The organism is Mucilaginibacter defluvii, assembly GCF_039543225.1.
Lineage (GTDB): Bacteria > Bacteroidota > Bacteroidia > Sphingobacteriales > Sphingobacteriaceae > Mucilaginibacter > Mucilaginibacter defluvii.
Genome location: NZ_BAABJI010000002.1, coordinates 891,985 through 917,811 on the forward strand (window position 1 = coordinate 891,985; position 25,827 = coordinate 917,811).

The following is a 25,827-nucleotide window of genomic DNA, read 5'->3' on the forward strand; positions in this document are numbered from 1 at the left end:
AGCATGATTACGGTAAACAACATATCATACAAAGCAGGGCACCGCACCCTTGTAAGTGATGTATCGTTCAGTATTCGTCCGGGTGAAATGGTAGCGTTGCTCGGAGCGAATGGCGCCGGTAAGTCCACACTGCTTAAAATAATTGCCGGTACGCACAAAGCTGAGAAAGGGCTTGTTGTGTTCAATGGCAAACCGCTTGAAGCATATACTACGGCCGAGCTTGCCATGAACCGCGCCGTACTTAATCAGCAAAATAATGTTAGCCTGCCATTTACGGTAGCCGAATTGGTAATGATGGGCCGTTATCCCTATTTCAAAAATTTGCCCGGGGCCAACGATTCACAAATAGTAAATGAAGTAATGAGCGCGACAGGTATTACCCATATTGCCGACCGATCGTACCTCACCCTATCCGGCGGCGAACAGCAGCGTGTTCAGCTGGCCCGTGCGCTGACCCAGCTATGGCAGCAAAAAAACTCACTGTTGTTAATGGACGAACCGGTTACCGGTATGGATATACTTTATCAGCAGCAAACACTGGCCATTTTAAAGGCGATGGCTCGCCGAGGCCACATGGTGATATGCGTATTGCATGATATGAACCTGGCATCGCACTATGCCGACCGCGTAATGATGCTTAAGAATGGCCGCAAATGGTATGACGGTAGCCCACAGGAAATACTACAGCCAAAATCTGTATATGAAATTTTTGAGATAGAAACGGATATCGTAATCAATCCATCAACATTAAAACAAATGATTATGCCGCGTGAAGTGGCTTTTAACTATAAACAAACATTAAACCCTTCGGATATGGAAACAACACAAAACAACCTGAAACAAAGGTACACTGAATACAAAGCGGCTAACCCTAAAAAACGCATTCGTGAAATTGCGAACGAGTTAAATGTAAGCGAAGCAGAACTGGTAGCCACCGGCATAGGTGAAACAGCCATCCCCCTAAAAAAAGATTTTGAGAATCTGCTTAATCGCATACCTGAACTGGGTTATGTAATGGCGCTTACCCGTAATGAATACTGTGTGAGCGAACGTAAAGGTGTTTATGAGAGAATATCATTTACACCACACGCGGGTTTGGTTTTAGGGGAGGATATTGATCTGCGGCTGTTTATGCAGCACTGGCAGTTTGGTTTTGCCGTTAACGAGAACGATAGAAGAAGCCTGCAATTTTTTGACAAGACCGGCACTGCTTTGCATAAGATATACCTGACAGATAAAAGCAATGAAGAGACTTACCAAAACCTGTTGAATGACTTTACGGAAAGCTCGGTTCAAACGATCAGCGTTTTACCTAAGGAAAATAAGCGCGCCGCTGAAATGCCTGACGAAGCCGTTCAGGTTGATGATTTCAAGACCGCATGGAAAGGCATGGGCGATAGCCATGAGTTTTTTGGACTGTTGAGAAGATTCAATGTTTCGCGCACACAGGCACTGCGTTTGGCACCGGAAGGGTTTGCTAAAAAATTAAACGCTGAGAATTTTAAAAAAGCGTGTGAATTATGCGCCGGGAACAACGTTCCGGTTATGATTTTTGTACCTAATCATGCTTGCATACAAATACATACCGGCAATATTGACAAACTGGTAGAAATGGGGCCATGGTACAATGTTTTGGACCCGGAATTTAACCTGCACCTGCGCATGGATGCTATTGCAGAAACATGGCATGTTATAAAACCATCAACCGATGGCGATGTAAATTCGATTGAATTATATGACGAGCAAGGCGAAATGATATTGCAAATGTTCGGTAAGCGAAAACCAGGCGTGCCCGAATTAACCGAGTGGCGCGAAGTGGTTAACGGCCTTGAAACCGTTAACGAACCTGTTAACTGATCAGGATGCTTTTCTCGGGCGTTTGCCCCTGCGTTCGGATACTGCAGCAATTGAGTAACCTTCCGGGCGCACGGGCTTACGCCTTACCTGCGGCTGTTGCTGCTGTTGAGCTGGTTGCTGCCTATCGGCGGGGCGAACGCTGATGGTGCGGTCATCAATGGTACCTCCGTCAAGCGCTTTTATTAAAGCGGCAGCGCTCAGTTCATCAACCATATTAATAAAACCATAGCCTTTGCTTTGGCCACTATCTATATCGGTAATTATTTTCACTGATGCCACGTGGCCATATTGATGGCATATCTCAGCCAGTTCGGCCTCGTCCATGTCGCGGGGAATACCCACGATAAAAAGTTTCGTCATGTTCACTGTGTTGAATAAAGTTTACAACGAAAAGTATGCCATTAAATTTTTTAGCTACGTTATTTATTCAATCCAAAACAAAAATAAATCACGCAGTGTAAATTATACACTATTTGAAGCGAATATTATACAGCGCTGACATAATCTTAAGCGACATGTTGAGTTAACGTGTTAACAAACGCCCGACAGGGTATCTTAAATAGGTTTGTTCGAAAAATGGTGAATTTTGATAAATAAATTCCAGTTGCGCAGAGCCGCTTTTCGCTAATTTAGTATCTGCGGCCTTTGCCGAGTCCAGTTTTTTTTGCAGATCGGGATGAGTTTTGAGATATTGAGTTGCGATATCCTCAAATACATAATCGGAATAGTGTTCTTTTTGCCCCAGTATCGAGTCAAAAAATCCCCAGGCAAAGAAGGAGTCAACGCCCTGCGGCTCCAGCGTTTCTACTATATATCGGTTAACAGGCTGATCGGTATACACCAGATAGTCTCCTTTGTAGAATTTCACTTTATTGTTATCAACCGTTTTGAGCGATACGTCATAATGCAAATAATGTCCCTCATAAGGTTTAGAGCGTGTTTTATAGTCAGCTATATAATAGGTTTGTACAGTTAACGTAGTGTCCTGCTGCAACTGCTTCATCGCCACCTTATTTAACCTGAACAAATCAATTATTCTCCCCCACGCCTGCGGAATAATGTACGCTATCGGTTTGTTTACCGTAATTGTGGCTTTGTACGTATTATAATATTTTATTTGTTTGGTAAAGGGCTTATTCCTATCGTAGTATAATCTTTGCAAACCGCTGATATCGCTTGGTTTGTGCCCGGCCTCAAACCCTTTAAAGGTTATCATATCAAACTTATCGGCATCGAGCCCCCAGTTGAGCGCGTAAGTTTGTTGTTTGGCAACAGCAGCATCTGCCTGTCTTTTCAATTCACCTATTTTTTTAGCATCACGCTGGCATATGTTAATCAGGCTTTGCATAAACGTGTAGGTTGCATATACCTTTTTGTTATAAGGCTTAAGCATATGTGTCTCCGTCATGTAACTGATCACGTTATGCTGCGCGCCGTACCCGGTAGAAAATCGCGGCGTTTCTAAAAAAGCTACAATGCCCGAGTCGGGCTTTTCCTTCATGCTTTCCACGTAAGGCGTCATCTCGTAACCACCTGCCGCCATGCGCTTATACAATTCAGGTGATAGTGTTTTGGATGTATAATCGGCCAAAATAGGATTTTGTTTATCTTTCTGCGTTTCAATAAGCGTCATTACATACTGGTAGTCAGCACCATTACTTGCGTGGTTATCAAGCAATACTTCCGGCTGCCAGGTATTAAATATCTGCATAAACGCCAACGCGTTACGGCTGTCGGCTTTTATGAAATCCCGGTTTAAATCAAGGTTACGATAATTACCCCTGAAGCCGTATGCGACAGGCCCATTCTGACTGATACGCGATACTCCCCTGTTCAGGCCGCCATCAATATTATACAGCGCGATAAAGCACAAGACTACATCATTGGGTAGTTTTTTATCTTTCAGCAAATCTCGCGTAAGCATCATGCTGGCATCAATACCCTCAGGTTCGCCCGGGTGTATACCATTGTTGATAAGCAGCACCCGCTTATTTTGCTTTTTTAATACGACGGGATCAAACACCCCGCTTTTTGAAAGTACGACTAAGGTGAGTGGTTTGCCAACATCGGTACTTCCATAATTAAACAAGTGCATTTGCCTGGGGTGTTGCTTTGCCAAAGCCTGGTAATAGGCCGTTACTTCGGCGTAGGTGGCGGTGTAATTTTTATCGCTGCTTTTTTCAAACGGTGTAAGCTGGGCAGAAGCGGTAAATATGGAAATAACAGCTAACCCAATTGTAATGTATAAGATTTTTATATGTGACGATATTTTACGGTGCATGGCCGCAAAGTTACACTTATATTCCTGACCATGATTTTTGGGAATTAACGATGGACAGGATTTTATTCTTTTAATTTGTATAACTGTGATGCAGAGCCGGTCGAAGCAATAACAAACTATTCCTGCTCGCACACACCCATCGACAAGCTCAAGATAACAGCCATTTTTATCGACTGACAAGCATTTTGTAAATTCATAGATTCCAAAAATCCGATCAAGATAAGTAGTTTACATACCGCTCTTCAAAAGTGCCATCATCAAACAAATCTATCAAACCGTAGCCCGGCGCGGTTTCGCGGCGGTTACCGTTCCACCAGGCACCACTTACGGCGCCATCGCATATATAAGTTACGTTATTATATTCCAGGCGCTCGCGCAGATGTATGTGGCCGCTAAGGCATAACTTTACATTAGGGTGCCGGTAAAAAAGCTTGATGATTTTTAATACATCGGTATGCATATCGCCACCATACATTTGCCAGCGGTTTACAATATTATCCTCAATCAGGTTAGTTGCGGTTAATATGGGTATATGCGACATGATAAGCACAGGTGTTTTACTGTCCGTATTTTTAAGTTCCTGCTCTAACCAGCTAAACTGCGCATCTCCCAGCTTACCGATATACCAGGTGCCGTCAATATCCAGGTTCACACTGTCCAGCATGATCAATTTCCAGCCATTCTTCATCATGCTGTAATATGGGTTGCTGAGTTGTAATTGGTCAAGCGCGTATTGTTTGCCGTAAACCGCCTGGCCCTTAGTATCTTCGGCCCACCATATATCATGGTTGCCAAGGCAATAAGTTACCGGCAGGCTGCAATCACTTTTCAGAATATCCTTGTACAGCTTCCACTGCGCGTTAATGGTATCCAGGTTTTCCTTATTCATATCAAAAACAATGTCGCCGCCATTCAATATCATATCCACCTTAGGCGTTTGCTGCTGTACATGGTGCAGGCATTTAGCAAACTTTGCAGGTGCGCCCAGTTCGTTTTTTAGATGAACATCAGTTAAATGGGCGACACGCAAAACCCGCTTGCGCACCGGATTTGGTGATGCCAACGTTATTGATGGCGTTAACAATGCAGCGCCAAGGGTTTTTAATACAGATCTTCTTTGCATCTTGACTTCAAGTATAGCTATGCGGCAAAGCTATCACCGCATATGCTATTAGATGAATAAAGTGTATTATAAAATGGTTAAATTCGCTTGTTGCGTAGTATTATTGCAAATAAACAGTCTGCGTAAAAGCGCCGTTAACGGCAGCATCCCAAACCTCAAGCCTCATCCACTTGCGGCCTTTCAGATCAACCGGCCAACTGAACTTTTTATTGCCGAAAGCCTGTGTGCTGTTCAACTCTATACGATGACGATAAACTTTGCTGCCATCGCCCGAAATTATCTCTGCAAAACTGAGCGGGAAAGTCCAGTTTATTTGTGCGTTCACCGTTACCCTTCCGTTTGCGGGCAACTTTAACGTTCCGCCGGATGGAGCACCGTTAACGCTGAATTTAGGCAGCATAATTTCACCTGTAGAGGTAAAAAATTCACCTTGCTTAATCACGTCCAAAACCGGTTGCCAGCCTTGTTTATAGTCAGGCAGTTTATCCATCTTCAGGTAGTTCACATTGAGGTGGGCGTACATTTCATTTTCAGGCTCAACGGTAAACAGGTCGGCTTCGGCTATAATGTGTTTCTTTAGTCCCCAGTTATTCATGTCATCCAGTAAGTCAAACACCCGGTCGCCAAAGCGTGGCTTTGACAGATCGGCCGGAATATGCTTCCAGGCACCACCCATAAAATGGTCGGACAGGAAAAACTTTTCATCTTTATACTTATCCGGGTAGCCGGTTGAACCTTTGGTACGTGGGTGAGCCGTCCACATCAGTCCATTTTCTGCTTCCATCAGCTTCAGCATGTCTTCTTTATTGCCTATATGGTAAACCTTGCCGTAGCCCGGTACTTCGCTCACAAAAGGCTGATCCGCTTTGCGCGACATTACCCAGTAAACGGGTTTGGGGAAAAACGACAGCCAATGCCCGCCTAAAAATTCGTTCGGCTCTTCGCCGGGTAGTAATAAAAATTTATCGTTTGAAAAACGAGCACATATATCATGCAGTGCCTTTAACTCGGGCAAACGCAGACTGTCTGGCCCTTTAGGATGTGCTGTATAATGGAATTCGGCGAGGTGAATAATATCGATACCTGTATTTTTAAACACCTTAACAAAATTCGGGCTATCTGGCACCGGCTTGCCTTTTCGCACAACGTTCATAACAAATTCATTATGAAAATGGCTCGACAAGGTTTTATACCCCGCTACTTTAGGATAAACATCATTGTGCGTAAACTTTTTGACCTCCGCCAATGTAGCAGCAGGTGATCCCGCACTCAGCAAAATAAAAAAGTTTAACCGCTGCTGCGTGTTAGGCGGTGCGTTAAACCAGGGCACAAAGCGCTTATCGCCCTCCAACTCCTGCCGTATGCCTATACCATAGCCTGGCAATAGGTTACGGTAGTTACTACCGTGCCACACAAATTTCAAGTTAAAAGCTTCATCCAACGGATAAAAGTATTGATGCGGTGCCGGGAAAACAGCCATATTGCCAGCCTTGCCTTCTGCAATAATTGTACGGTATTTAACAGCCAGATTTTGGCTTGCATCACCTGCATTGACGGCTGCTGTCTGCAGTTTATTATCGGTTGATGACCACGAAATATTTTTCCAAGCAGGTGATTGGCTTACTAACCCGGCATCATATACAATAGCGGTTGAGTCGACCGGAGTAGACATAACAGCCGCTATATTTACCAGCGGCGAGCCATTATATAGCGTAATTTCAATTGCTCCGTTGAAGGATGAGGCGCTTACCTTGCCAACCCTCACCACAGTTCGTGATCCGGCGGTGCTAACACTGGTGCTACCCTTTTCAAATTTAACGGCGTATGATTGATGCGGCTTTTGGGGCACCTTATCAAAAAATATATTCCAGCCATTTTGCGATATCAGGTCGCGCTTACCAACGGTAAGTACAAATGCCGGATCAAGATTACTGCTTACTTCTTTGTAAGTATTGCCCTGGGCAATCTGCATACTTTTAAATAACGGTGAACCCGCTTTTAAATCAAGTAGCAATACCCCTTTTCGATTATTGCCGGCCGGCCAGTTAAGCGTTAATACATCATTTTTAACGGTAGCCTTAACCGGGCCGGTTTTACTAAATCCTTTAAAATTTACAGGGGTTTGGGCATTAAGCAGCGCAGGGCATAGCCATAACACAAGTAATAGTGCTTTTCGCATAGTTATTCAATTGGTGGGGGCAAGATATAATTTTCTGTGCAAACCCAAACTAATTGACTTAAGCTAACAAAAATGTTATAAAGCGCTATCGGGCTGAAAATCTAACGAAACGGAGTTCATGCAATAGCGTTTGTGTGTTGGCGGCGGGCCATCATCAAAAATATGCCCTAAGTGCGAATCGCAACGTGCGCATTTAACTTCAATACGCTCCATACCTATCGAGTTATCCTCAACGTAGGTCACACTGTTCTTCCTAACCGGTTCAAAAAAACTCGGCCAACCGCATTCGCTGGCAAATTTAGCGTCTGACCGGAAAAGCTTGTTGCCGCACACCGCGCAATAATATGTTCCTTTAGCTGTGGCATTCCAGTATTTGCCGGTGAACGCGCGTTCAGTAGCCGCTTCGCGCGCTACCTTGTATAGCTCTGTCGGCAAAATCTTTTTCCATTGGGCGTTACTTACCTTTAACTTTTTAGTATCGGTGTTGGAGTAATACGGGTTGTTTTCATGCCCCTTTTCACTTTTTATATTTTGGGCGAATGCACCCATGCCCAGGGTAAGTAGAAATAAAATGATGGTTAGTCTCATAAATCAGTTTTGTATTAATTAAAAGCGTATGTTAAACGCGTTATAATTGTATAAACGATATACTTTAGTAAACGGATGCCGTCAAATATGCATTTGATGTTTGAATGACAATATTTTAACAGTACCCGCCAAGATGGCGTTAATTACTGCCATAAAGGGTGTGGCACGACTGTTGAATTACACCTGGAACTAATCAAAAAATATATGAGCATTGAAAAAGCTATTTTAGCCGGAGGCTGCTTTTGGGGTGTTGAAGAACTGATAAGGCAATTACCCGGCGTTAAAAGCACGATGGTTGGATACACCGGCGGAGACGTACCGAACGCCACCTATCGTAACCACGGTACGCATGCCGAGGGCATCGCCATTACCTTTGATCCGGAAATAATATCATACCGTAAATTGCTGGAATATTTTTTCCAGATACATGACCCTACTACGCGAAACCGCCAGGGTAATGATATCGGCACCTCATACCGTTCAGCTATTTTTTACCTGGATGAACAACAGAAAGAAACTGCTTTAAAGCAGATTAATGAGATGGAAGCATCAGGCAAATGGCCAGGTAAAATTGTGACCGAAGTTGTACCTGCCGGTGATTTTTGGGATGCCGAAGAGGAGCATCAGGATTACCTGCAAAAGCATCCGTTTGGTTACACCTGCCACTTTGAGCGGCCTGATTGGACATTGTAATAACAAACTAACACGTAAAAAAACGGAAAGCCTATAACGGCTTTCCGTTTTTACTGTTATCGCATTAATGTATACAGGCTTTAATTATTAAAAGGTTTTATTTAACTTAACACAACTATAACCATTTGGATAATATTTAGCAATACTATTGTTCTGTATTAGTTTCACCGGACATATTAACTTGTTATAGCGCAAACTTTAATCGGTAAATACCGTAAAACAATCGATTTCTGAACGCTTATAATCGAGGATTTATTGGTCTTTTTTAATATACAAATCTATTTCACACTTAATCTCACAATTTATTATGAAAATCACCACAACTGACGGAGTTGAAATTTACTACAAGGATTGGGGCACAGGTCAACCTATCGTGTTTCACCATGGCTGGCCGCTTTCAAGCGACGACTGGGACCTGCAAATGATGTTCTTTGTACAAAAGGGATATCGCGTTATCGCGCATGACCGCCGCGGGCATGGCCGATCAACCCAAACCTCCGAAGGCAATAACATGGATACCTATGTTGAAGATGTTAAGCAATTGATGGATGCGCTTAATATTCAAAATGCCATCCACATCGGTCACTCAACAGGCGGCGGCGAGGTAATCAGGTATGTGGCCAAATATGGTGGTAATGGCCGTGTTGCCAAGGCCGTGCTTATCAGCGCGGTAACTCCTATAATGGTTAAAAATGAAAACAACCCGAACGGCGTGCCGCCTGAAGTTTTTGATGAGATACGCAAGAACACTGCAACCAACCGTACACAATATTTCCAGGATTTTACCACGCCATTCTTCGGTTATAACCGCGAAGGCGCAAAAGTTTCGCAAGGCATTAAGGACAACTGGTGGCGCCAGGGCATGATGGGCGGCATCAAAGCCCACTATGATTGCATCGCGGCGTTCTCTGAAACGGATTTTACCAATGACCTGAAAAATACCGAAGTGCCTGTTTTGGTATTGCATGGCGAAGACGACCAGATTGTACCGTTTGAAACTACGGGTAAAATTGCCGTAACGTTGTTAAAGAACGGTAAATTGATATCATACCCTGGCTTTCCGCATGGTATGCCTACTACCGAGGCCCCTACAATCAATGCCGATATTTTGGCGTTTATAGAGGAATGATATTAAATATTGATCTTATAGAAAGGGTGACTGTAAAGTCGCCCTTTATTGTTTGAAGGCTATTTACTTAAAGCTGTTGCAACAGATAAATAAACTTTTAAGCGTATTTTTGAATAATCTTTCTGGCGTATTAATCTATCTAAAGCTATTACAATTGTTCAATGCATAACTCTTTACTACAATACCTGCTTTTATTATCGGCTACGTTTCTGCTTATTTTACTGGCCCGGCGTTTAAAGATTGCCTATCCTATTTTTTTGGTATTAGCCGGGCTTATTGTAAGCAATATACCGGGTATGCCCGAAATCAATATTGAGCCTGAGCTGATATTCCTGATATTTTTACCCCCACTGCTTTACGAAGCCGCCTGGTGGACATCGTGGAATGAGTTTTGGAAATGGAAACGCCCAATATCATTGCTTGCCTTTGGTTTGGTTTTTCTGACGTCTACCGTGGTGGCTTATACGGTATCGGCAATAATACCCGGTTTCTCATTGGCTACCGGTTTCCTGCTCGGCGGTATCATATCGCCTCCTGATGCTATTGCCGCTACCTCGGTTTTAAAAACCATCAGGGTACCTAAACGTATCATTACCATTTTAGAGGGCGAAAGCCTGGTTAATGATGCATCAAGCTTAACGGTATTCCGTTTCGCGCTGGCTACTATCATGGCCGGGGCTTTTTCTTTTAGTGATGCCTCCGTAAGTTTTGTTAACATGACGGTGATGGGTATTATCATCGGGTTAGCGGTTGCGCATGTTGCTTACCTGATCCATAGGTTTCTGCCAACCACCGCCAGTATCGATTCGGCTTTTACGCTGATAGCCCCTTACGTAATGTACCTCGTGGCAGAGCATTTTCATTATTCGGGTGTAATGGCTGTAGTAAGCGGCGGACTGTTTTTATCGTACCGCTCACACGAAATTTTTCAGGATGGCCAAAGCCGGCTGCAAACCATCAATGTATGGTCAACCATCTCCATAATCCTCAACGGATTGGTTTTTATCATGATCGGCCTTGGTTTGCCCGGTATTGTTGCAGGTTTAGAGGGGTACTCATTAATGCAAGCTTGTACGTATGGCTTATTGGTCAGCGCCCTGGTCATTATTATCCGCATGGCGTGGATTTACCCAGCTACATTCATCCCCCGTTGGTTATTTAAAAGCATACGAGAGAATGAGCCAAACCCGGGTTGGAAAGGGCCTTTTGTAATTGGCTGGGCAGGTATGCGCGGCGTAGTTTCGTTAGCGGCAGCATTATCGCTTCCACTTACTATGGAAAACGGTCAGCCATTGCCGGAGCGAAACCTGATCATTTTCATCACCTTTGTAGTAATATTGGTAACGCTTGTCTTTCAGGGCTTAACCCTTCCATTAATTATAAAGGCGTTAAAAATAGAAGAGATGGACATTGCTGCGCCGCTTGAGCAGCAGGAAGCTGAAATACGGATCAGGTTAACTGAAATAGCACTAAACCGGTTACAGGATAAACATAAAGAGGAATTAGAAGGCAACAGTTTATTGATGGCTGTGCAAGCCGAATACCAAAATAACCTTAAGCATACCCAGGAAAAACTGGTTTGCATGGAATGTGCCGAAAACGGGCAGCGCGAACTGGTTATTTACCGACGGGTAATTAAAGACATTTATAAAGCACAACGCCGCGAACTTTACCATCTGCGCAAAAGAAAGCTGTATTCAGACGAAGCCATCAGGAAAGAAGAACTACAGGTAGATATTGCCGAGGTTCGTATTATTACATTGCAATAGCTCCAATAACAGCAGCATTGATATTGTTTAATGTTATACGAAATGCTTAATGTTTATTTGTAGGCTACCTATTGTTAAAATGCTAAACCAACTTGAAAACCAATAGTAAAGGTTGTTGGCCGGTCGTTCCCAAAGCGTAACGGCAAAGGCAACGCTGCGAACATACTGCTTGATTTACCTTTAATTACCGTTTTGTTAAGCACCGGTGTCAAGCCATATCTACCGGATGTTTCAAAGGCTGCCCTCCCTGCAAAAGTCCAGCCTTTACCAAGTGCAACCAATACTCCGGGGTGAAACATAAAGTTGGCCATTTTACTCGTACCGTTCTCGGCACGGATGGTCGGGACAAATTCTGCGGAAAAGCCAATTTTTGCACTCTTCCAGATATTGATGCCAGTGGGCATGCCTACGACATAATGATCGCCAAAGTTTGTGTCAGTGCCTGCACTGCTAAATGTAACTATAGGATGAAGAAGGCCCACATAACCAGCAATCCTTGGATAATTTTGTAACTGTATATTGTTTTGAGCGAATGTTGTTGAAGAAATTGAGGTCAACATTGCTATTAATATTTTAAATGCTTTCATACAGGCAATTTTAGCGTCAATTGCCTACGCAAAATAGAACCTGCTTTACAAATTTGTACCTTTTTTACTTAAGCATATTTTTTCTATGGTTTAGCGGATTACAACCCACCTGCTTTTTGAACGTTCGATTAAAGTGGCTTTGGTCTGAGAATCCGGTAAGATAAGCAATTTCGGTCAACGCGTAATTTTTATCCTTCATCAGTTCAATAGCTTTATTGATTCTTAGCTTACGCATATATTCGCCGAAGGACATGTTGTCAAAATATTTAGAGAACTCCCTGGATAGATAAGTTGGGTTTAGCTCCAATTCGTCAGACGCCTGCTGTAAACTTAGTGCCATGTTAGTATCTAACTGATCCTGAATCATACCTTTTAAAGCTTTTGCCCAGGCTGGCGGTTTCTTATCTTTATCTGTCTTAAGATATTGTTGATAAACCTGTAGCAGCAGTTGCTCTACCGGGCCTGCTTGCGTATGTTTCAGATTGTATAACTTTTTTGCCCATATGTAAAGCCCATCATAGATAGTTAAGCCCAAGCTTAGGAGTTCTTGATCATCCAATATTTTATGAGAGAGACCTGAAAATATCGCTTCAAGTCCGGCTGCTTGTGGCGCAAAGTCATGGCGGTCCGTATCCGCACCACGAACGATAGCAGCTATTCGGCTTAAGGCGTCATCTTCAAGTTTATGTTTTTTAATAAAGTAATCAAAAGTACAGTTGTCATCATAATGGGAGTATTCAACATTAGGCAGGTCAAACGGTATCGCATTAAGTTCTGCGGCCTTCTCCAGCACTTCTGCATAAGGTGCATAAATAATTTCGGCATCTTGATCTATAAAACGCAATATTAGCCAAGGACAGGCAATCCGATCAATTTTTGGTCGTTCACGTGTAATCCATTTCATCTTAAATCAGCTTATTCGTAAAATAATCAATTAAGGTACGACTAATGCGTTCAAAAGAAAATCGACACGCCGGTCTAATTGACGATTAGGACCTTTGTAAAACAAAAACGCCCTTCAAGAAATCTTGAAAGGCGTAAGGGTAAGTAATCGGGTTCGAACCGACGACCCCCAGAACCACAATCTGGTGCTCTAACCAACTGAGCTATACCTACCGTGTTTTTGTTTGGTGTGCAAAAATAGAAATCTCCGCATTAATTACAAAGATTTTTTAATTTTTACTGATACATTTGCCGCATGGTTATTGAATTGTTTACGGATGGCGCATCGAGCGGCAACCCTGGACCGGGCGGATACGGAGCTATACTACGTGCTGGCCAGCACTATAAGGAACTTTCAGAGGGTTTCCGTAAAACAACCAATAACCGCATGGAGTTGCTTGCCGTTATCAAAGGCCTCGAAGCGCTTAAGAATCCAAACCAGGAAGTAATCCTCTACTCCGACTCGAAATATGTGATCGATGCTATTGAGAAGCGCTGGGTGTACGGCTGGCTGCAAAAAGGGTTTAAGGATAAAAAGAACAAAGACCTTTGGCTGCGATACCTCGAAGTAAGTAAACCGCATAAAATTAAACTGATATGGGTTAAAGGCCACGCCGGCCACCCGGAGAATGAGCGTTGCGATCAATTAGCTGTTGCAGCATCTAAACAACCTAACCTTAAAATTGATACTGTATTTGAGGCTGAGAATGCGAGGGTGAATTTATTATAAATCCCTATCCCTAAAGTAGGTACTCAGAGACAGCACTAAACTCATAATTACTCCTATTCCATTTATCACCCAGGCTACCTCACGCTTTTGTTTACGGTAGAATAAAACTTCTACCAGGATAAGGGATGCAGATACTATGCAAGCAAAAGTCAGCACTTTTAAAATTCCGTCAGGGTTTTCGGCATCACCGGTTGCTAATGCGGCATTAGCTATCAAGTACGACAAAAATAACCGTACATAAAAAACTGATAGGCAAACTAAATATATTGTAAACAAAGCTCTGTGCATCTACTACCTGCCGTTTAACTCAATTATCTGCAAATCCTGAATTTTCGCGCCATCAATATTAAAGCGTATCAGCGTGCGTACTTTGTGCCAGCCTTGTTTGCCGGCCGCGCCGGGGTTGAGGTGCAGACATTTTATACGTTCATCAAACATTACTTTCAATATGTGCGAGTGGCCGCAAATGAACAACTGAGGCGGATTGGCATATATTTCACTTCGCACTTGTGGACTATATTTACCGGGGTAGCCGCCGATATGCGTTATCCAGACATCAACATCCTCACATTTAAAGCGCAAGTTTTCAGGGTATACAATGCGTACATCGACACCATCAATATTGCCGTAAACGGCTTTCAAAGGCCTAAATGCTGCAAGCTGATCGGCTAAGCCTATGTTACCGATATCGCCGGCATGCCATATCTCGTCGCATTGCTCGAAATGCTTAAAAACGGCATCATCCAAATAGCTATGCGTGTCTGATATCAGGCCTATTTTAACCATATAGGTAGAAATTGACCGGTTATCAACACGCCACTTAATAAAAATACATTTAAAGTGAATTTACTTTTAACGTGCAAAAATATTGCTCCTATTAACCCAAATAAGTAAAAAATAATTCTAACATATTGCATTTTTATACTTGAATCAATTAACTGTTGTGGTATTAAAGGGCTAACTAATACATTCTGACATTGAATAACGTTCATAACATGTCCAGCACAAAGCAAAACTGTAACTAATAACAATACAAAAGACAATATGCGCATAATTACAATGTTATAAAAAATGGCTGCAAAAGTTGGTTATAAGCAGTTGAATATTTACCAATTGAACTGTAAATAATAAATGATGATGTTAGCACATCTCCCACTTCCATTCCGAAAACAACAATTTCTCGATGTGGCTCCAAATCTTCAAACGATTTAATTTTAACTATCTTCTGCAAATAAAGCCCAAACCCAATCGCAATATTTTTTACCCATGAAGCGGTATTTACAGGCAATACCAACCAGCATTGCCCCCCAACTGTAAGTTGCTTGAACATTATCTCCATCAATCCATTAAAAAAATCCCTACCAGCATGTTTAGCTATATTCTTTTCTTTTTGTGGTGATAAAAGTGAATCAATATAAAAAGGCGGGTTTGATATGATGAGATCATAACGCTTTTCGGGATGCAGGGTAAAGAATGTATTAAAATCCTGATGATAAGCCGTGAGCCTATCCTTAAATGGCGAAGCTTCAAAATTTAGCTGAGCGGTTTCGGCGGCGTTGCTATCTATTTCCACCGCGTCTATCTGTGCCGATGTAAAGCGTTGTGCCAGCATCAGGGCAATTACACCTGTACCGGTGCCGATATCTAATATAGTTGATGGTTGCCCCTCACCTGCCAGCGCGCCTAACAGCACCCCGTCGGTATTGATCTTCATGGTGCAGCCCGACTGATCGACATTGAACTGTTTGAAGCGAAAAATGCCCGCCATTTACTTCTCGTAAAATTCGATGGGCAACCCGTCAGGGTCAGCAAGAAAGGTGAAGCGCTTGCCGGTAAATTCGTCTACCCGGATGGGTTCGGCAGTTACACCATGTGCGTTTACATGGTTGATTGCCGCTTCAACATCATCTACCTCAAAAGCCAGGTGACGCAAACCAGCAGCCTCAGGGCGTGACGGTCTTGCCGGTGGCTCAGGAAAAGAGAAAAGCTCGATCTGGTATAGTCCTGAAACTTCCATATCAAGCTTATATGACTGCCTTTCGGCACGGTAAACCTCGCGCACTATGGTTAAACCAAGCACATCCGTATAAAACTGCTTCGACCGTTGATAGTCGGTACAGATTATGGCTATATGATGTACACGGTTGAGTTTTAGCATAGTTGGAAATTTTACGTCATTGCGAGGTACGAAGCAATCTCCGAATTGTATTATTAAAGAGATTGCTTCGTACCTCGCAATGACGATTTAATAGCAAATAATTATTCGCCTAAAGCAACGTGAAGTACGTTGTCAAACAACAGCTTCACATCCGTTACGTGGCCAAACAATTGTTCATCTACATTAAAGAAACCATTAGTTACTGTGCCCAGCAGTGTGAATTCGGTTTCGCTGGTGGCCATCAGTTCAACAAATTTGTCCTGATCTGCCGGTGCAACGCTTACTACTATCCTGCCCTGTGCTTCGCCGAACAGGAAGGCATCCTTACGGATTGCGGCATCGGTACTGATATCAAAACCTAAACCGTTTGGCATGGCCGCTTCGGCAAGCGTTACGTATAAACCGCCATCAGCAACGTCATGGGCAGATTGTACCAGCTTGTGCTTGATCAGCTCTTTGATCACCTGGTGTGTAGCATACTCCTGATCCAGATTAAAATGCGGAGCCGGAGAAGCCGATACCTTATGCCATGAGGCCAGGTATTGTGATGAAGCGATATCATTAACTGATTCGCCAATAAGGTATATAAAATCGCCCGGCTGTTTAAAGTCAAGCGTCATGATGTTGTCAATGTTATCCATTACGCCCAGCATACCGATGGTTGGGGTCGGGAATACCGGGCCTTCATCAGATGATTGGTTGTAAAAGCTCACGTTACCGCCTGTAACCGGGGTTTCAAACTTAGTACAAGCTTCGCCCATACCTTTAATAGCGCTTACAAACTGCCAGTATACTTCAGGAATATAAGGGTTGCCAAAGTTCAAACAATTGGTAATAGCAACCGGCTCGCCACCGGCGCAGGTAATATTACGCGCGGCCTCGGCAACGGCAATAGCACAGCCTTTTTGCGGATCAGCATATACGTAGCGTGAGTTGCAGTCAACCGTTAAAACAATCGCTTTTTCGGTATCGCGTACGGCAACAACGGCCGCATCGCTCGGGCGGTTGGTGGTCATGGTTGATACGCCTACCATGGAGTCGTACTGATCAGTTACCCAACGCTTGGACGCGATGTTAGGATGACCCAGCAAATGCTCGGCTACAGCAACCAGATCTTCCGGCTCGGCAATATCTTCTATCTTGAATTTTTGGTTTTCGGCATAGTAAGCAGGCTCACGGTATTCGCGCTGGTAAACCGGCGCGCCGCCACCCAACACCAGGTCATCAGCAGGTACGTCAGCCACCAGTTCGCCATTCATAAAATACTCCAGGCGTTTGGTATCGGTAACCTCACCAATAATGGCGCAGTTTAAATCCCACTTATCAAAAACGGCTTCAACTTCTTTTTCGCGGCCTTTGTGCACCACAATCAGCATACGCTCCTGCGATTCTGAAAGCAATATCTCAAAAGGTTTCATGTTTTCCTGACGGGTTGGCACCGCGTCAAGGTTTATTCGCATACCATGCTCGCCCTTGGCCGACATTTCGGAGTTTGAGCAGATGATACCCGCGGCACCCATATCCTGCATACCCACTACAGCACCGGTCTTAATAACTTCGAGCGTAGCTTCAAGCAACAGTTTTTCCTGAAACGGATCGCCTACCTGTACGGCCGGCAGATCGTTCACTGAATCTTCCGTAATATCTTTTGATGCGAAAGCCGCACCGTGTATACCATCTTTACCAGTGGCCGAGCCAACTATGTAAACCGGATTGCCTACGCCATAAGATGTAGCCGAAACGGTTTCGCCGGCCTTAACTATACCGGCCGACATGGCGTTTACCAGGGGATTAATGTTATAGCATTCGTCAAAGAAAAGCTCGCCGCCTACGGTTGGAATACCAAAGGCATTACCATAATGGCTGATGCCTTTAACCACCCCCTTAATTAACCATTTGGTTTTATCCAGGTTGATGTCGCCAAAACGCAGGGAGTTAAGCTGTGCGATAGGCCTTGCACCCATGGTAAAAATATCGCGGTTAATACCGCCTACACCTGTTGCCGCGCCCTGGTAAGGCTCAAGCGCCGATGGGTGGTTGTGTGATTCTATTTTGAAAGCGCAACCAATTCCATCACCAAGGTCAACCAGACCGGCATTTTCTTCACCGGCTTTGGCCAACATGCGTGGCCCATCCTTTGGTAAGGTTTTTAACCATGTAATAGAGTTTTTGTATGAGCAGTGCTCGCTCCACATTACCGAGAAGATGGACAATTCGGTAAAGTTAGGCACGCGGCCAAGTATCTCTTTTATACGATCAAACTCTTCGGGTAACAGGCCAAGGTCTTTGGCGGTATCAACGGTAGTTAGCTCCTGATTCTCCAATGCTTTATATTTATTTTAAAGGATGTGGCAAAATTAGGAAAATCAGGCGAAAGCAGGTAAATAAGTTTGCAGTTTAGTTACACTGTAAGGTACTAAAAAAAGCAGCCGGGCCACACAGCAGTATGGCACCGGCATATTTACAGGTTTAGGTAATATTAGTTGTTGGTAATGGTAAAGCTAATGGGTATGGTATACCGCACCCTAACCGGCCTGCCGTTTTGTGTACCGGGTTTCCAGGCTTTGGCCTTTTTAAGTACACGCAGGGCTTCCTCATCAAAACCGTTGCCGGCGCCTCGTTCTACTTTTATATCGGTAAGGGTACCGTCCTTTTCAATAATAAAGCTGATAAAAACTTTACCTGACAAACCATTCTCCGCCGCGATGACAGGGTAACGCAGGTTGCGGCTTAAATATTTGTTCCAGCCTTCCATGCCGTCATAAGGTTCAGGAAGTGATGATAAACCTATTGAAGTATGCACCTCATCACCTGTAGCATCACCCCCACCTGTACCCGACCCGCCAGGAGTGCCTGTTGTTGTACCCGCCGGTATGTTAATCTCGGTTGCAGGACCATCCTGATTTGTCGGGCCGATGGCGCCTTCGTCGCTTGTTTTTGGAGGATCTGTTTTTACCAACTCATCCCTCACAACTCTGTTTGGTATAGCTTTAGTTTTTACTTTTGCAGCCTTGGCCACCGCTTTTGGCAATTCTGTTTTAGGGGTTGCTTCAAATACCTTTTCTTCTTCTTTTGGAGGGAGGAGATTTTTAATCTCTACAGGTATTTCTCGCTCATTAGGCGAAATCAACGGCGGTTCAACAATGGCAACTTTATGCGTAAACGAATAAATAATTATGCCCAATCCTACTGCGGAGAATGTAATCAGCAAAGATTTCAGCATATTTGCACCATTGCTTTTACGCAGTTGGTAAGCACCGTAACTTTTATTGCGGTTCTCAAATACAACATCGAGCCACTCGGTGGTGTACAAATTTAGTTTGGTGATAAGCATACAATTAGAATTTAGTTTTAATTATAACGCTATTCTACAGAATAAAATTTTGTTTAAATATACAAAACAAAATTTTTACAATATTTTTAATCTCTCCGCCAAATTTTTGTAACAAAAGTAAAATTCCGTTAAATGGTTGAATTTTTTACATAAAAAAAGCCGGATAGCTCCGGCTTTAACAAAATATAATTCTGATTTTCACCAATCCTTTTTAATTACAGGCGCTATTTTACGCTCTTTTTTGACAGATGGCGCAGGCGACAGAATAAAATTCTTTAAACGATCTCCAACAAAACGACTGTTGACCAGCACCTTTTCCAGGTAATCATCCAGATCCTTTTGCCCTAATAAACGCAGCGCGTGTTCAAGCGGCGTCTTCTTTCCGTTTACCGGAACAAAGTTGGCATAACGGTCTCGCTCATACGGGATAATCACAAAATTAGTAAGCCAGTAACGGTACTTGCCATCCTTTACTTCGATATTTAAATCATAGGTGATCCTGCCGTCATCATGCTTTGATACCAACGCCTTTTTTGATACCATAAACCCACCTTCCCCTTTCAATACGCCGTTTGCAGGTTCCTGTTTTTTCAGTTTTAATTTATCTTTTGAATAAGCCGCCTGCAAAAAATACAAGGCCCGCCGGTAAATGGAATCCGCATTAAGGCCGGGCTGTGCAACTACTTGGTAGTATATATATTTGTTATTCTCATCAAAACCCAGCGAATCCTTTTGCGAAGCCTGGGCATACAGATCATTACCCGATAAGGCCACCAGCAATATTAATATCAATCTCTTCATCCTGTAAATATAAAAAAGCCGCACCTGATTAACAGGTAGCGGCCTTTACAAAAATCAACTTAAACTAAATCATATTCTGTTAGAATGCGTATACCGCCGCCAATACAAACTGACCGGCATTTTTTGATGGCGAACCATTCTTTTTAACAAATACGGCATCACTACTCATATTATCAAAACGCACCTCGGGGATCAAGCTTAACGGACCTGCTTTGATGTTAGCCGTTGCTGTTATAGCAGTTACCGATTCGCCCGGCGCCGGACCGAAGGTAGCGTAATCGCCTGCTTTGGTTTTAAAATATTCGCCGCGCAAACCCAGTGTTACCGCGCTTGATACCGCGTATTGCGGGTATAATGCAACGCCGGTAAAACCGCCGTCCTCATAATCATTACCGGCAGAGAATGTAGCTGCATTCAAGCCTAATTTAAATGCCGGGGTTATTTGGTAAGCTGTTGTAAAATCAATTTCGGTACCTGATGACGGACCGGTAAGTAAATTCACATAAGCCGACCAGCCTTCAACCGGAGTTAACGACAACTGCGCGCCGAAGGTATTCAGTTTTGATGCTGACTTATAAACGTTCCAGTAATCATTAAAAATACCGGCCATTAAGCCCACTTTGCTCGAGATAGCGTACGAAGCCTTAAAGCCCGCGTTCTGGAACGGACCGTTAGTGAACAGGTACGAAGTTGAATAATTAAAATTACCTACAGGGCTGATCACTTCATAGCCTACAAACGTTGCCATATAACCGGCGGTTAAGGCAAGTTTATCCGTTACATCATACGATACGTACAAGTTTTGAATGTTGTAACTGTTGGTAGTTTCATCATAAACACCTGCGGCGTTTGGTATGGACTGAGACTGACCACGCGGACCGAAAGAAATTTCGCCGACAAATGACGCTTTACTCACTTTTTTCTTTAGGGCGATATCAACCATACCTATCGACATAGAATTGTGGTCAGACGCGAAACTGGTTGGCAGGTTGCTGCGGTCAGCAAAATCGTACTTATAATAAGTATCTACTGAGCCGGTAATTGTTAAAGGCGGATCTGTTTGCGTCGAATCCTGCGCTTTTACAATTGAAGAAACGCCAAAAGCGAGAAAAGAAAATAGTAAAAATCTTTTTTTCATGATAATGATTTGGATAGTTAAGGGGTTAGTTAGTAATTTTTAGTTGATATCAATTATTTAAGATGAATTTTTAAGCATATGCGTATTTAATTTGATTTGAATTCACATTTAACCTATATAATATTTAACAATAAGTGCATTTATACATTTAAAATAGATTTAGCTGTGAATATTAAGTTATTTTTGACTAAAATATATATGCAAAATCACAAAACAAAATTATTAATGTATTTTATTGGAAAAATTATAAAATACACACTCGTTTTTTGAGCAAATATGAATTTTACACATCGTTTATTAACGGTTTTTAAAATTTTTAATAACTTATTGAATACTCAAACGAAAAATTTAAATCAAAAAGAGAAATTATCTGCAAAAAGAAACTTGAATTATCGAAAATCTGTCGTGTTGGATAGATAAATACTTTGTTCTATTTTTGAACGACCTAAAAAAATTGATCCAATATGTCGAATACCCGTTTTCAAGCGCTGCAATCGGTGCTAAACCGTACCGTGCCGGAGATAAAAGCGCCTTCAACAAAAATTTCTGATTTTTACGGAGCCAATGTTTTCGATAAAAAGAAAATGAAGGAATATTTATCTGATGATGCGTATGCAAGCGTTATCAATTCAATAGAGCATGGCGAGCCTATACAACGCGACATGGCCGAGCAGGTAGCTTCAGCTATGCGTGCCTGGGCTATAAGCAAAAGTGCTACACACTACACACATTGGTTTCAGCCATTAACCGGCAGCACTGCCGAAAAACACGATTCATTTTTCGAGCCCACGGCTGACGGTGGCGCCATTGAACGCTTTTCAGGCGATGCGCTGGCACAACAAGAGCCGGATGCATCAAGCTTTCCAAGCGGTGGCATACGTAATACTTTTGAAGCACGCGGATACACAGCCTGGGATCCGTCATCACCGGCGTTCCTGATGGGGCGCACCTTATGTATACCTACTGTGTTTGTATCATACACTGGCGAAGCGCTGGATTATAAAGTACCGTTATTAAAAGCGTTAACCGCGCTGGATAAAGCAGCCGTTGATGTTTGCCACTACTTTGATAAAAGCATCGAGAAGGTAAACGCATCCTTAGGCATCGAGCAGGAGTACTTTTTGGTTGACATCGCCCTGTTTAATGCACGGCCGGATTTATATGTAACCGGCCGTACGCTGTTTGGCCATATATCAGCCAAAAACCAGCAGTTAGAAGATCATTATTTCGGTTCGATACCCGAGCGTGTGCTTGCTTTTATGCAGGATATGGAAACTGAGGCTTTGTTATTAGGTATACCTTTAAAGACCCGCCATAACGAAGTAGCGCCATCGCAGTTTGAGTGCGCCCCTATATATGAGGAGATCAACCTGGCTATTGACCATAACCAACTATTGATGGATTTGATGGATCGCGTAGCTAAACGCCATAACTTTAAAGTACTGCTGCACGAAAAACCTTATGCCGGCATCAACGGCTCGGGTAAGCACAATAACTGGAGCATGATTACCAATACAGGTAAAAACCTGTTGTCGCCGGGCAAAACGCCTAAAAACAACCTGATGTTCCTTACCTTTTTTGTAAACACTATTAAAGCTGTTTATGAGCATGCCGACCTGTTGCGTGCTTCAATCGCATCAGTAAATAACGATCATCGTTTGGGTGCCAATGAAGCGCCACCCGCTATTATCTCCATTTTTTTAGGCAGCCAGCTTACCGAGGTGCTCGATGAGATCGAAACATCTCGCCTGAGCAAAAAAATAAAAGAGGAAAACACGCTTTGGCAAGGTATTCCTAAAATACCGCAAATATTAGCCGACAATACCGACCGTAACCGCACCTCTCCTTTTGCCTTTACCGGTAATAAATTTGAGTTGCGCGCGGTGGGCTCATCGGCCAACTCGGCCAGCCCCATGACCGTGCTGAACCTGATTGTTGCGGATCAGCTTAAAAAATTCAAGACCGACGTTGATAAGCTCCTGAAGAAGGGCGAGAAAAAGGATGTAGCCCTTATGATGACGATTAAGCGTTATTTGAAAGAATCACGCAGCATACGGTTTGAAGGCAATGGTTACAGCGAGGATTGGGAGAAGGAAGCCGAAGCACGCGGCTTGTCGAACATCAAAACCACGCCAAAGGCGCTTGATGTAATGATAACTGAAAAAACCGCCGAGCTTTTTGCCAACACCGGCGTGTTTACGCCACGCGAAGCACATGCCCGCCACGAAATATTGCTTGAAAGCTATTATAAAAAAGTACAGATAGAAGCGCGGGTTATGGGCGAATTGGCCAACAACGTAATTATTCCGGCGGCCATCGCTTACCAAAGTAAACTGGTTGAAAACGTAAAGGGACTCAAAGATATCGGCCTGGATAAAAGCACCTACAAGGCGCAACTGGATATCATTACCAGATTATCGGAGCACATCAACTTTGTAAAAGACAATGTTGAAGAAATGGTTCAGGCGCGTAAAAACATCAATAACAATGTTGAGGATGTGCGCCAGAAAGCCATTGATTACGATGAAAAGGTACGCTCCTACTTTCAGCCTATACGTTACCATGTTGACAAACTGGAGCAACTGGTTGACGACTCGCTTTGGCCTCTACCAAAGTTCAGGGAATTATTATTCTTTAAATAGAAAAAGCAAAGGGGCATCGAAACGATGCCCCTTTTTATTAGTGTGCAAACAAGTCGGCCTGCTTATGCTGCGCGATAAAGGCTTCGCGGTATTGAGCCAACAAGGCCGATTTTGAAACAAAGCCGATAAAGCGCCCATCCTGCTCAACAGGTAGTTGCCAAACATCCAACCGGTCAAACTGCTTCATCACGGCATCAACCGGCTCGTGATATTTTATTATCGCAGGTGGCGTTATCATAATTTCGGCTACAGTATGGTCGGCAAAATCATCGGTAAACAACTGCCGGCGAATTTCGTCAACCAAAACCACCCCATCAATGCGCTTATCAGCGCCAAGTACCGGGAAAATATTAGCCGGACTTAGTGATATCACTTTATAAAAATCGCGTATGGATAACTCTTTGCTAACCGCTGTAAAATTGCGGTTAATTACGCTATCAATAGTGATAGAGGATAGCATGTCATAATCATGGTCGGGGTGAATATTGCGCTCGTGAACCAGATCGTGCCAGTACATATTATGCGGATTAAAATGGCGGGATATAATGTACGATATGGCCGACACGATCATCAGCGGAATAAATAACACATAGCCACCCGTTATTTCGGCAATCAAAAATATAGCTGTTAGCGGCGCATGCAAAACGCCGCTTAGCGCGCCCGCCATTCCGACAGCGATAAAGTTACTGGTATTAAGATGTATCAAACCGGTAAGGTTACAGCCGTAAGCGATAAACAAACCTAAGAACGCTCCGGTAAACATGGTTGGCGCAAATGTACCCCCATTACCGCCCGAGCCGATGGTTATACCGGCGGCGATTATCTTCATAAATACCAGCAGTGCAATAAACCCTAACAAAGCCAGCGGATGATTAAGGTATTGGCTCAGTAGCGATTCATCTTTAATAGCCTCGATGTTTCCGTTTAAGGCCTGTTGCAGATCATGGTAACCCTCGCCGAACAGCGGTGGAAAAATCAGGATCAAAACACCGAGCAATAGCCCGCCGGCCACGGCCCGTACATAACGGTTTTGATTAACGAACAATCCTTTTTCAAGTTTGCCTGCAACTGTCGAGATATATACTGACACCAAACCGCATAATACTCCTAACAATATATAAAATGGCAATGCCTGCATCACCCAACCTTCGGTAACCAGGTGAAATAATTGGCCCGAGTACAAAGTTTTTGACACCACCACCCCGGTTGCCGAAGCAATGAGCAAAGGTATAAAAGTAGGTATGGTAATCTCTCCTATTAATAATTCAAGCGAAAACAGCACCCCCGCTATCGGGCTGTTAAACACAGCTGCGATACCCGCAGAAGTGCCCGCTGCAAGCAACACGGTTTTTTCGTAAGCGGATAGTTTGAAAAATCTGCCAGTGTTTGAGCCGATGGCGGCGCCCGTACATACGATTGGCGCTTCAAGTCCGGATGAACCGCCAAAACCAACCGTTAACGAACTGCTTATTAAATGCGAATAAACATTATTGAATAATATGTTCGACCGATTACGTTTAATGTTAACCAAAATATTGCCGATGCCCTTTTGTATTTTATCTCTGTTAATAAGGTGTAAATAAGCTACCGTAGCCAATATACCCAGGGCCGGTAAAAACACGTAAATAAAATGGTAAGGTAAATGCGCGGAAATGTTCCGGCTTAGCTCTTCCATAAAATGCACCATAAACTTAAGCACCACCGCTGCCAAACCGCCCATAAGGCCTACAAATACACTACAGTATATCAGGAAATTGCGTTGACTGTTGAGGGTTGATCGTAATCGGTTAAGTTTATAGGTAAGCGTTTTAAGTATATACATAGCAAATTTTGGCAATGTGAAATTTTTAGAAGTTGAAAAAAGCGATTAAGCCGT

The 25,827-nt window shown here is 43.3% G+C and carries 22 protein-coding genes and 1 tRNA gene; 6 read left to right on the forward strand and 17 right to left on the reverse strand.

What is annotated here, in order from left to right; all coding sequences use genetic code 11:
• The first annotated feature begins 3 nt into the window (after nt 1-3).
• Nucleotides 4-1,857: a heme ABC transporter ATP-binding protein gene (locus ABD960_RS10170; RefSeq protein ID WP_345331043.1), complete on the forward strand. Its 1,854-nt coding sequence runs from the start codon at nt 4-6 to the stop codon at nt 1,855-1,857.
• Here ABD960_RS10170 and ABD960_RS10175 read toward each other — a convergent pair whose 3' ends face one another.
• The 5 genes from ABD960_RS10175 to msrB all read right to left on the reverse strand — a co-directional run bounded on the left by ABD960_RS10175 (nt 1,858) and on the right by msrB (nt 8,028).
• Nucleotides 1,858-2,217 carry an RNA recognition motif domain-containing protein gene (locus tag ABD960_RS10175; protein ID WP_345331044.1) on the reverse strand — a complete coding sequence of 120 codons (360 nt, stop codon included), beginning with the start codon at nt 2,215-2,217 and terminating at the stop codon, nt 1,858-1,860.
• Nucleotides 2,218-2,380: 163 nt separating this feature from the next.
• Nucleotides 2,381-4,138 (reverse strand): M14 family zinc carboxypeptidase, encoded by a 1,758-nt coding sequence (locus ABD960_RS10180; RefSeq protein ID WP_345331045.1) that lies wholly within the window; start codon nt 4,136-4,138, stop codon nt 2,381-2,383.
• 214 nt (nt 4,139-4,352) lie between these two features.
• A complete protein-coding gene (locus ABD960_RS10185; protein ID WP_345331046.1) occupies nt 4,353-5,261 on the reverse strand; it encodes a metallophosphoesterase family protein in 909 nt (302 codons plus the stop codon).
• Nucleotides 5,262-5,361: 100 nt separating this feature from the next.
• Entirely contained in the window at nt 5,362-7,440 is a 2,079-nt protein-coding gene (locus tag ABD960_RS10190; protein ID WP_345331047.1) for a CehA/McbA family metallohydrolase domain-containing protein, read from the reverse strand.
• 75 nt (nt 7,441-7,515) lie between these two features.
• Nucleotides 7,516-8,028, reverse strand: coding sequence for a peptide-methionine (R)-S-oxide reductase MsrB (msrB, locus tag ABD960_RS10195; protein ID WP_345331048.1), 513 nt, complete (start codon nt 8,026-8,028; stop codon nt 7,516-7,518).
• Nucleotides 8,029-8,232: 204 nt separating this feature from the next.
• Between msrB and msrA the strand changes: the two genes are divergently transcribed.
• The 3 genes from msrA to ABD960_RS10210 all read left to right on the forward strand — a co-directional run bounded on the left by msrA (nt 8,233) and on the right by ABD960_RS10210 (nt 11,619).
• Nucleotides 8,233-8,721 (forward strand): peptide-methionine (S)-S-oxide reductase MsrA, encoded by a 489-nt coding sequence (gene msrA, locus ABD960_RS10200; protein ID WP_345331049.1) that lies wholly within the window; start codon nt 8,233-8,235, stop codon nt 8,719-8,721.
• Between the two features lie 307 nt (nt 8,722-9,028).
• The gene (locus ABD960_RS10205; RefSeq protein WP_345331050.1) at nt 9,029-9,850 is read left to right on the forward strand and encodes an alpha/beta fold hydrolase; all 822 of its coding nucleotides are present in this window, start codon (nt 9,029-9,031) and stop codon (nt 9,848-9,850) included.
• A 161-nt stretch (nt 9,851-10,011) separates the two neighbouring features.
• Nucleotides 10,012-11,619, forward strand: coding sequence for a Na+/H+ antiporter (locus ABD960_RS10210; RefSeq protein ID WP_345331051.1), 1,608 nt, complete (start codon nt 10,012-10,014; stop codon nt 11,617-11,619).
• Nucleotides 11,620-11,693: 74 nt separating this feature from the next.
• Here the strand turns inward: ABD960_RS10210 and ABD960_RS10215 are convergent, their stop codons facing one another.
• From ABD960_RS10215 to ABD960_RS10225, 3 genes are all read right to left on the reverse strand, one after another.
• On the reverse strand, nt 11,694-12,206 hold the full coding sequence (locus ABD960_RS10215; protein WP_345331052.1) for a hypothetical protein: 513 nt from the start codon (nt 12,204-12,206) through the stop codon (nt 11,694-11,696).
• 64 nt (nt 12,207-12,270) lie between these two features.
• On the reverse strand, nt 12,271-13,110 hold the full coding sequence (locus tag ABD960_RS10220) for a chromate resistance protein ChrB domain-containing protein (RefSeq protein ID WP_345331053.1): 840 nt from the start codon (nt 13,108-13,110) through the stop codon (nt 12,271-12,273).
• Between the two features lie 138 nt (nt 13,111-13,248).
• A tRNA-His gene (locus tag ABD960_RS10225) sits at nt 13,249-13,322 on the reverse strand.
• 82 nt (nt 13,323-13,404) lie between these two features.
• On the opposite strand from ABD960_RS10225, the gene rnhA reads away from it, so the two are divergent.
• Nucleotides 13,405-13,878: a ribonuclease HI gene (gene rnhA / locus ABD960_RS10230; RefSeq protein ID WP_345331054.1), complete on the forward strand. Its 474-nt coding sequence runs from the start codon at nt 13,405-13,407 to the stop codon at nt 13,876-13,878.
• Here rnhA and ABD960_RS10235 read toward each other — a convergent pair.
• The 8 genes from ABD960_RS10235 to ABD960_RS10270 all read right to left on the reverse strand — a co-directional run bounded on the left by ABD960_RS10235 (nt 13,873) and on the right by ABD960_RS10270 (nt 21,309).
• Nucleotides 13,873-14,103 (reverse strand): hypothetical protein, encoded by a 231-nt coding sequence (locus ABD960_RS10235; protein ID WP_345331055.1) that lies wholly within the window; start codon nt 14,101-14,103, stop codon nt 13,873-13,875. The two genes, rnhA and ABD960_RS10235, sit on opposite strands and share 6 nt — an antisense overlap.
• A gap of 66 nt (nt 14,104-14,169) precedes the next feature.
• Nucleotides 14,170-14,664 carry a metallophosphoesterase family protein gene (locus ABD960_RS10240; protein ID WP_345331056.1) on the reverse strand — a complete coding sequence of 165 codons (495 nt, stop codon included), beginning with the start codon at nt 14,662-14,664 and terminating at the stop codon, nt 14,170-14,172.
• A gap of 268 nt (nt 14,665-14,932) precedes the next feature.
• Entirely contained in the window at nt 14,933-15,646 is a 714-nt protein-coding gene (locus ABD960_RS10245; RefSeq protein WP_345331057.1) for a tRNA1(Val) (adenine(37)-N6)-methyltransferase, read from the reverse strand.
• Complete coding sequence (gene gloA2, locus ABD960_RS10250) at nt 15,647-16,036, reverse strand: SMU1112c/YaeR family gloxylase I-like metalloprotein (RefSeq protein ID WP_345331058.1); 390 nt, start codon at nt 16,034-16,036, stop codon at nt 15,647-15,649.
• 101 nt (nt 16,037-16,137) lie between these two features.
• The gene (gene purL / locus ABD960_RS10255) at nt 16,138-18,360 is read right to left on the reverse strand and encodes a phosphoribosylformylglycinamidine synthase subunit PurL (RefSeq protein WP_345331059.1); all 2,223 of its coding nucleotides are present in this window, start codon (nt 18,358-18,360) and stop codon (nt 16,138-16,140) included.
• A gap of 155 nt (nt 18,361-18,515) precedes the next feature.
• Nucleotides 18,516-19,370, reverse strand: a complete 855-nt coding sequence (locus ABD960_RS10260; protein ID WP_345331060.1) for an energy transducer TonB — start codon at nt 19,368-19,370, stop codon at nt 18,516-18,518.
• A 198-nt stretch (nt 19,371-19,568) separates the two neighbouring features.
• A complete protein-coding gene (locus ABD960_RS10265; RefSeq protein ID WP_345331061.1) occupies nt 19,569-20,171 on the reverse strand; it encodes a DUF4468 domain-containing protein in 603 nt (200 codons plus the stop codon).
• Nucleotides 20,172-20,250: 79 nt separating this feature from the next.
• Nucleotides 20,251-21,309: a porin gene (locus ABD960_RS10270; RefSeq protein ID WP_345331062.1), complete on the reverse strand. Its 1,059-nt coding sequence runs from the start codon at nt 21,307-21,309 to the stop codon at nt 20,251-20,253.
• Between the two features lie 464 nt (nt 21,310-21,773).
• Here ABD960_RS10270 and ABD960_RS10275 point away from each other — a divergent pair, with 464 nt between their 5' ends.
• Nucleotides 21,774-23,951, forward strand: a complete 2,178-nt coding sequence (locus ABD960_RS10275; protein ID WP_345331063.1) for a glutamine synthetase III family protein — start codon at nt 21,774-21,776, stop codon at nt 23,949-23,951.
• Between the two features lie 37 nt (nt 23,952-23,988).
• Here ABD960_RS10275 and ABD960_RS10280 read toward each other — a convergent pair whose 3' ends face one another.
• Nucleotides 23,989-25,773 carry a chloride channel protein gene (locus tag ABD960_RS10280; RefSeq protein WP_345331064.1) on the reverse strand — a complete coding sequence of 595 codons (1,785 nt, stop codon included), beginning with the start codon at nt 25,771-25,773 and terminating at the stop codon, nt 23,989-23,991.
• Nucleotides 25,774-25,827 lie beyond the last annotated feature (54 nt).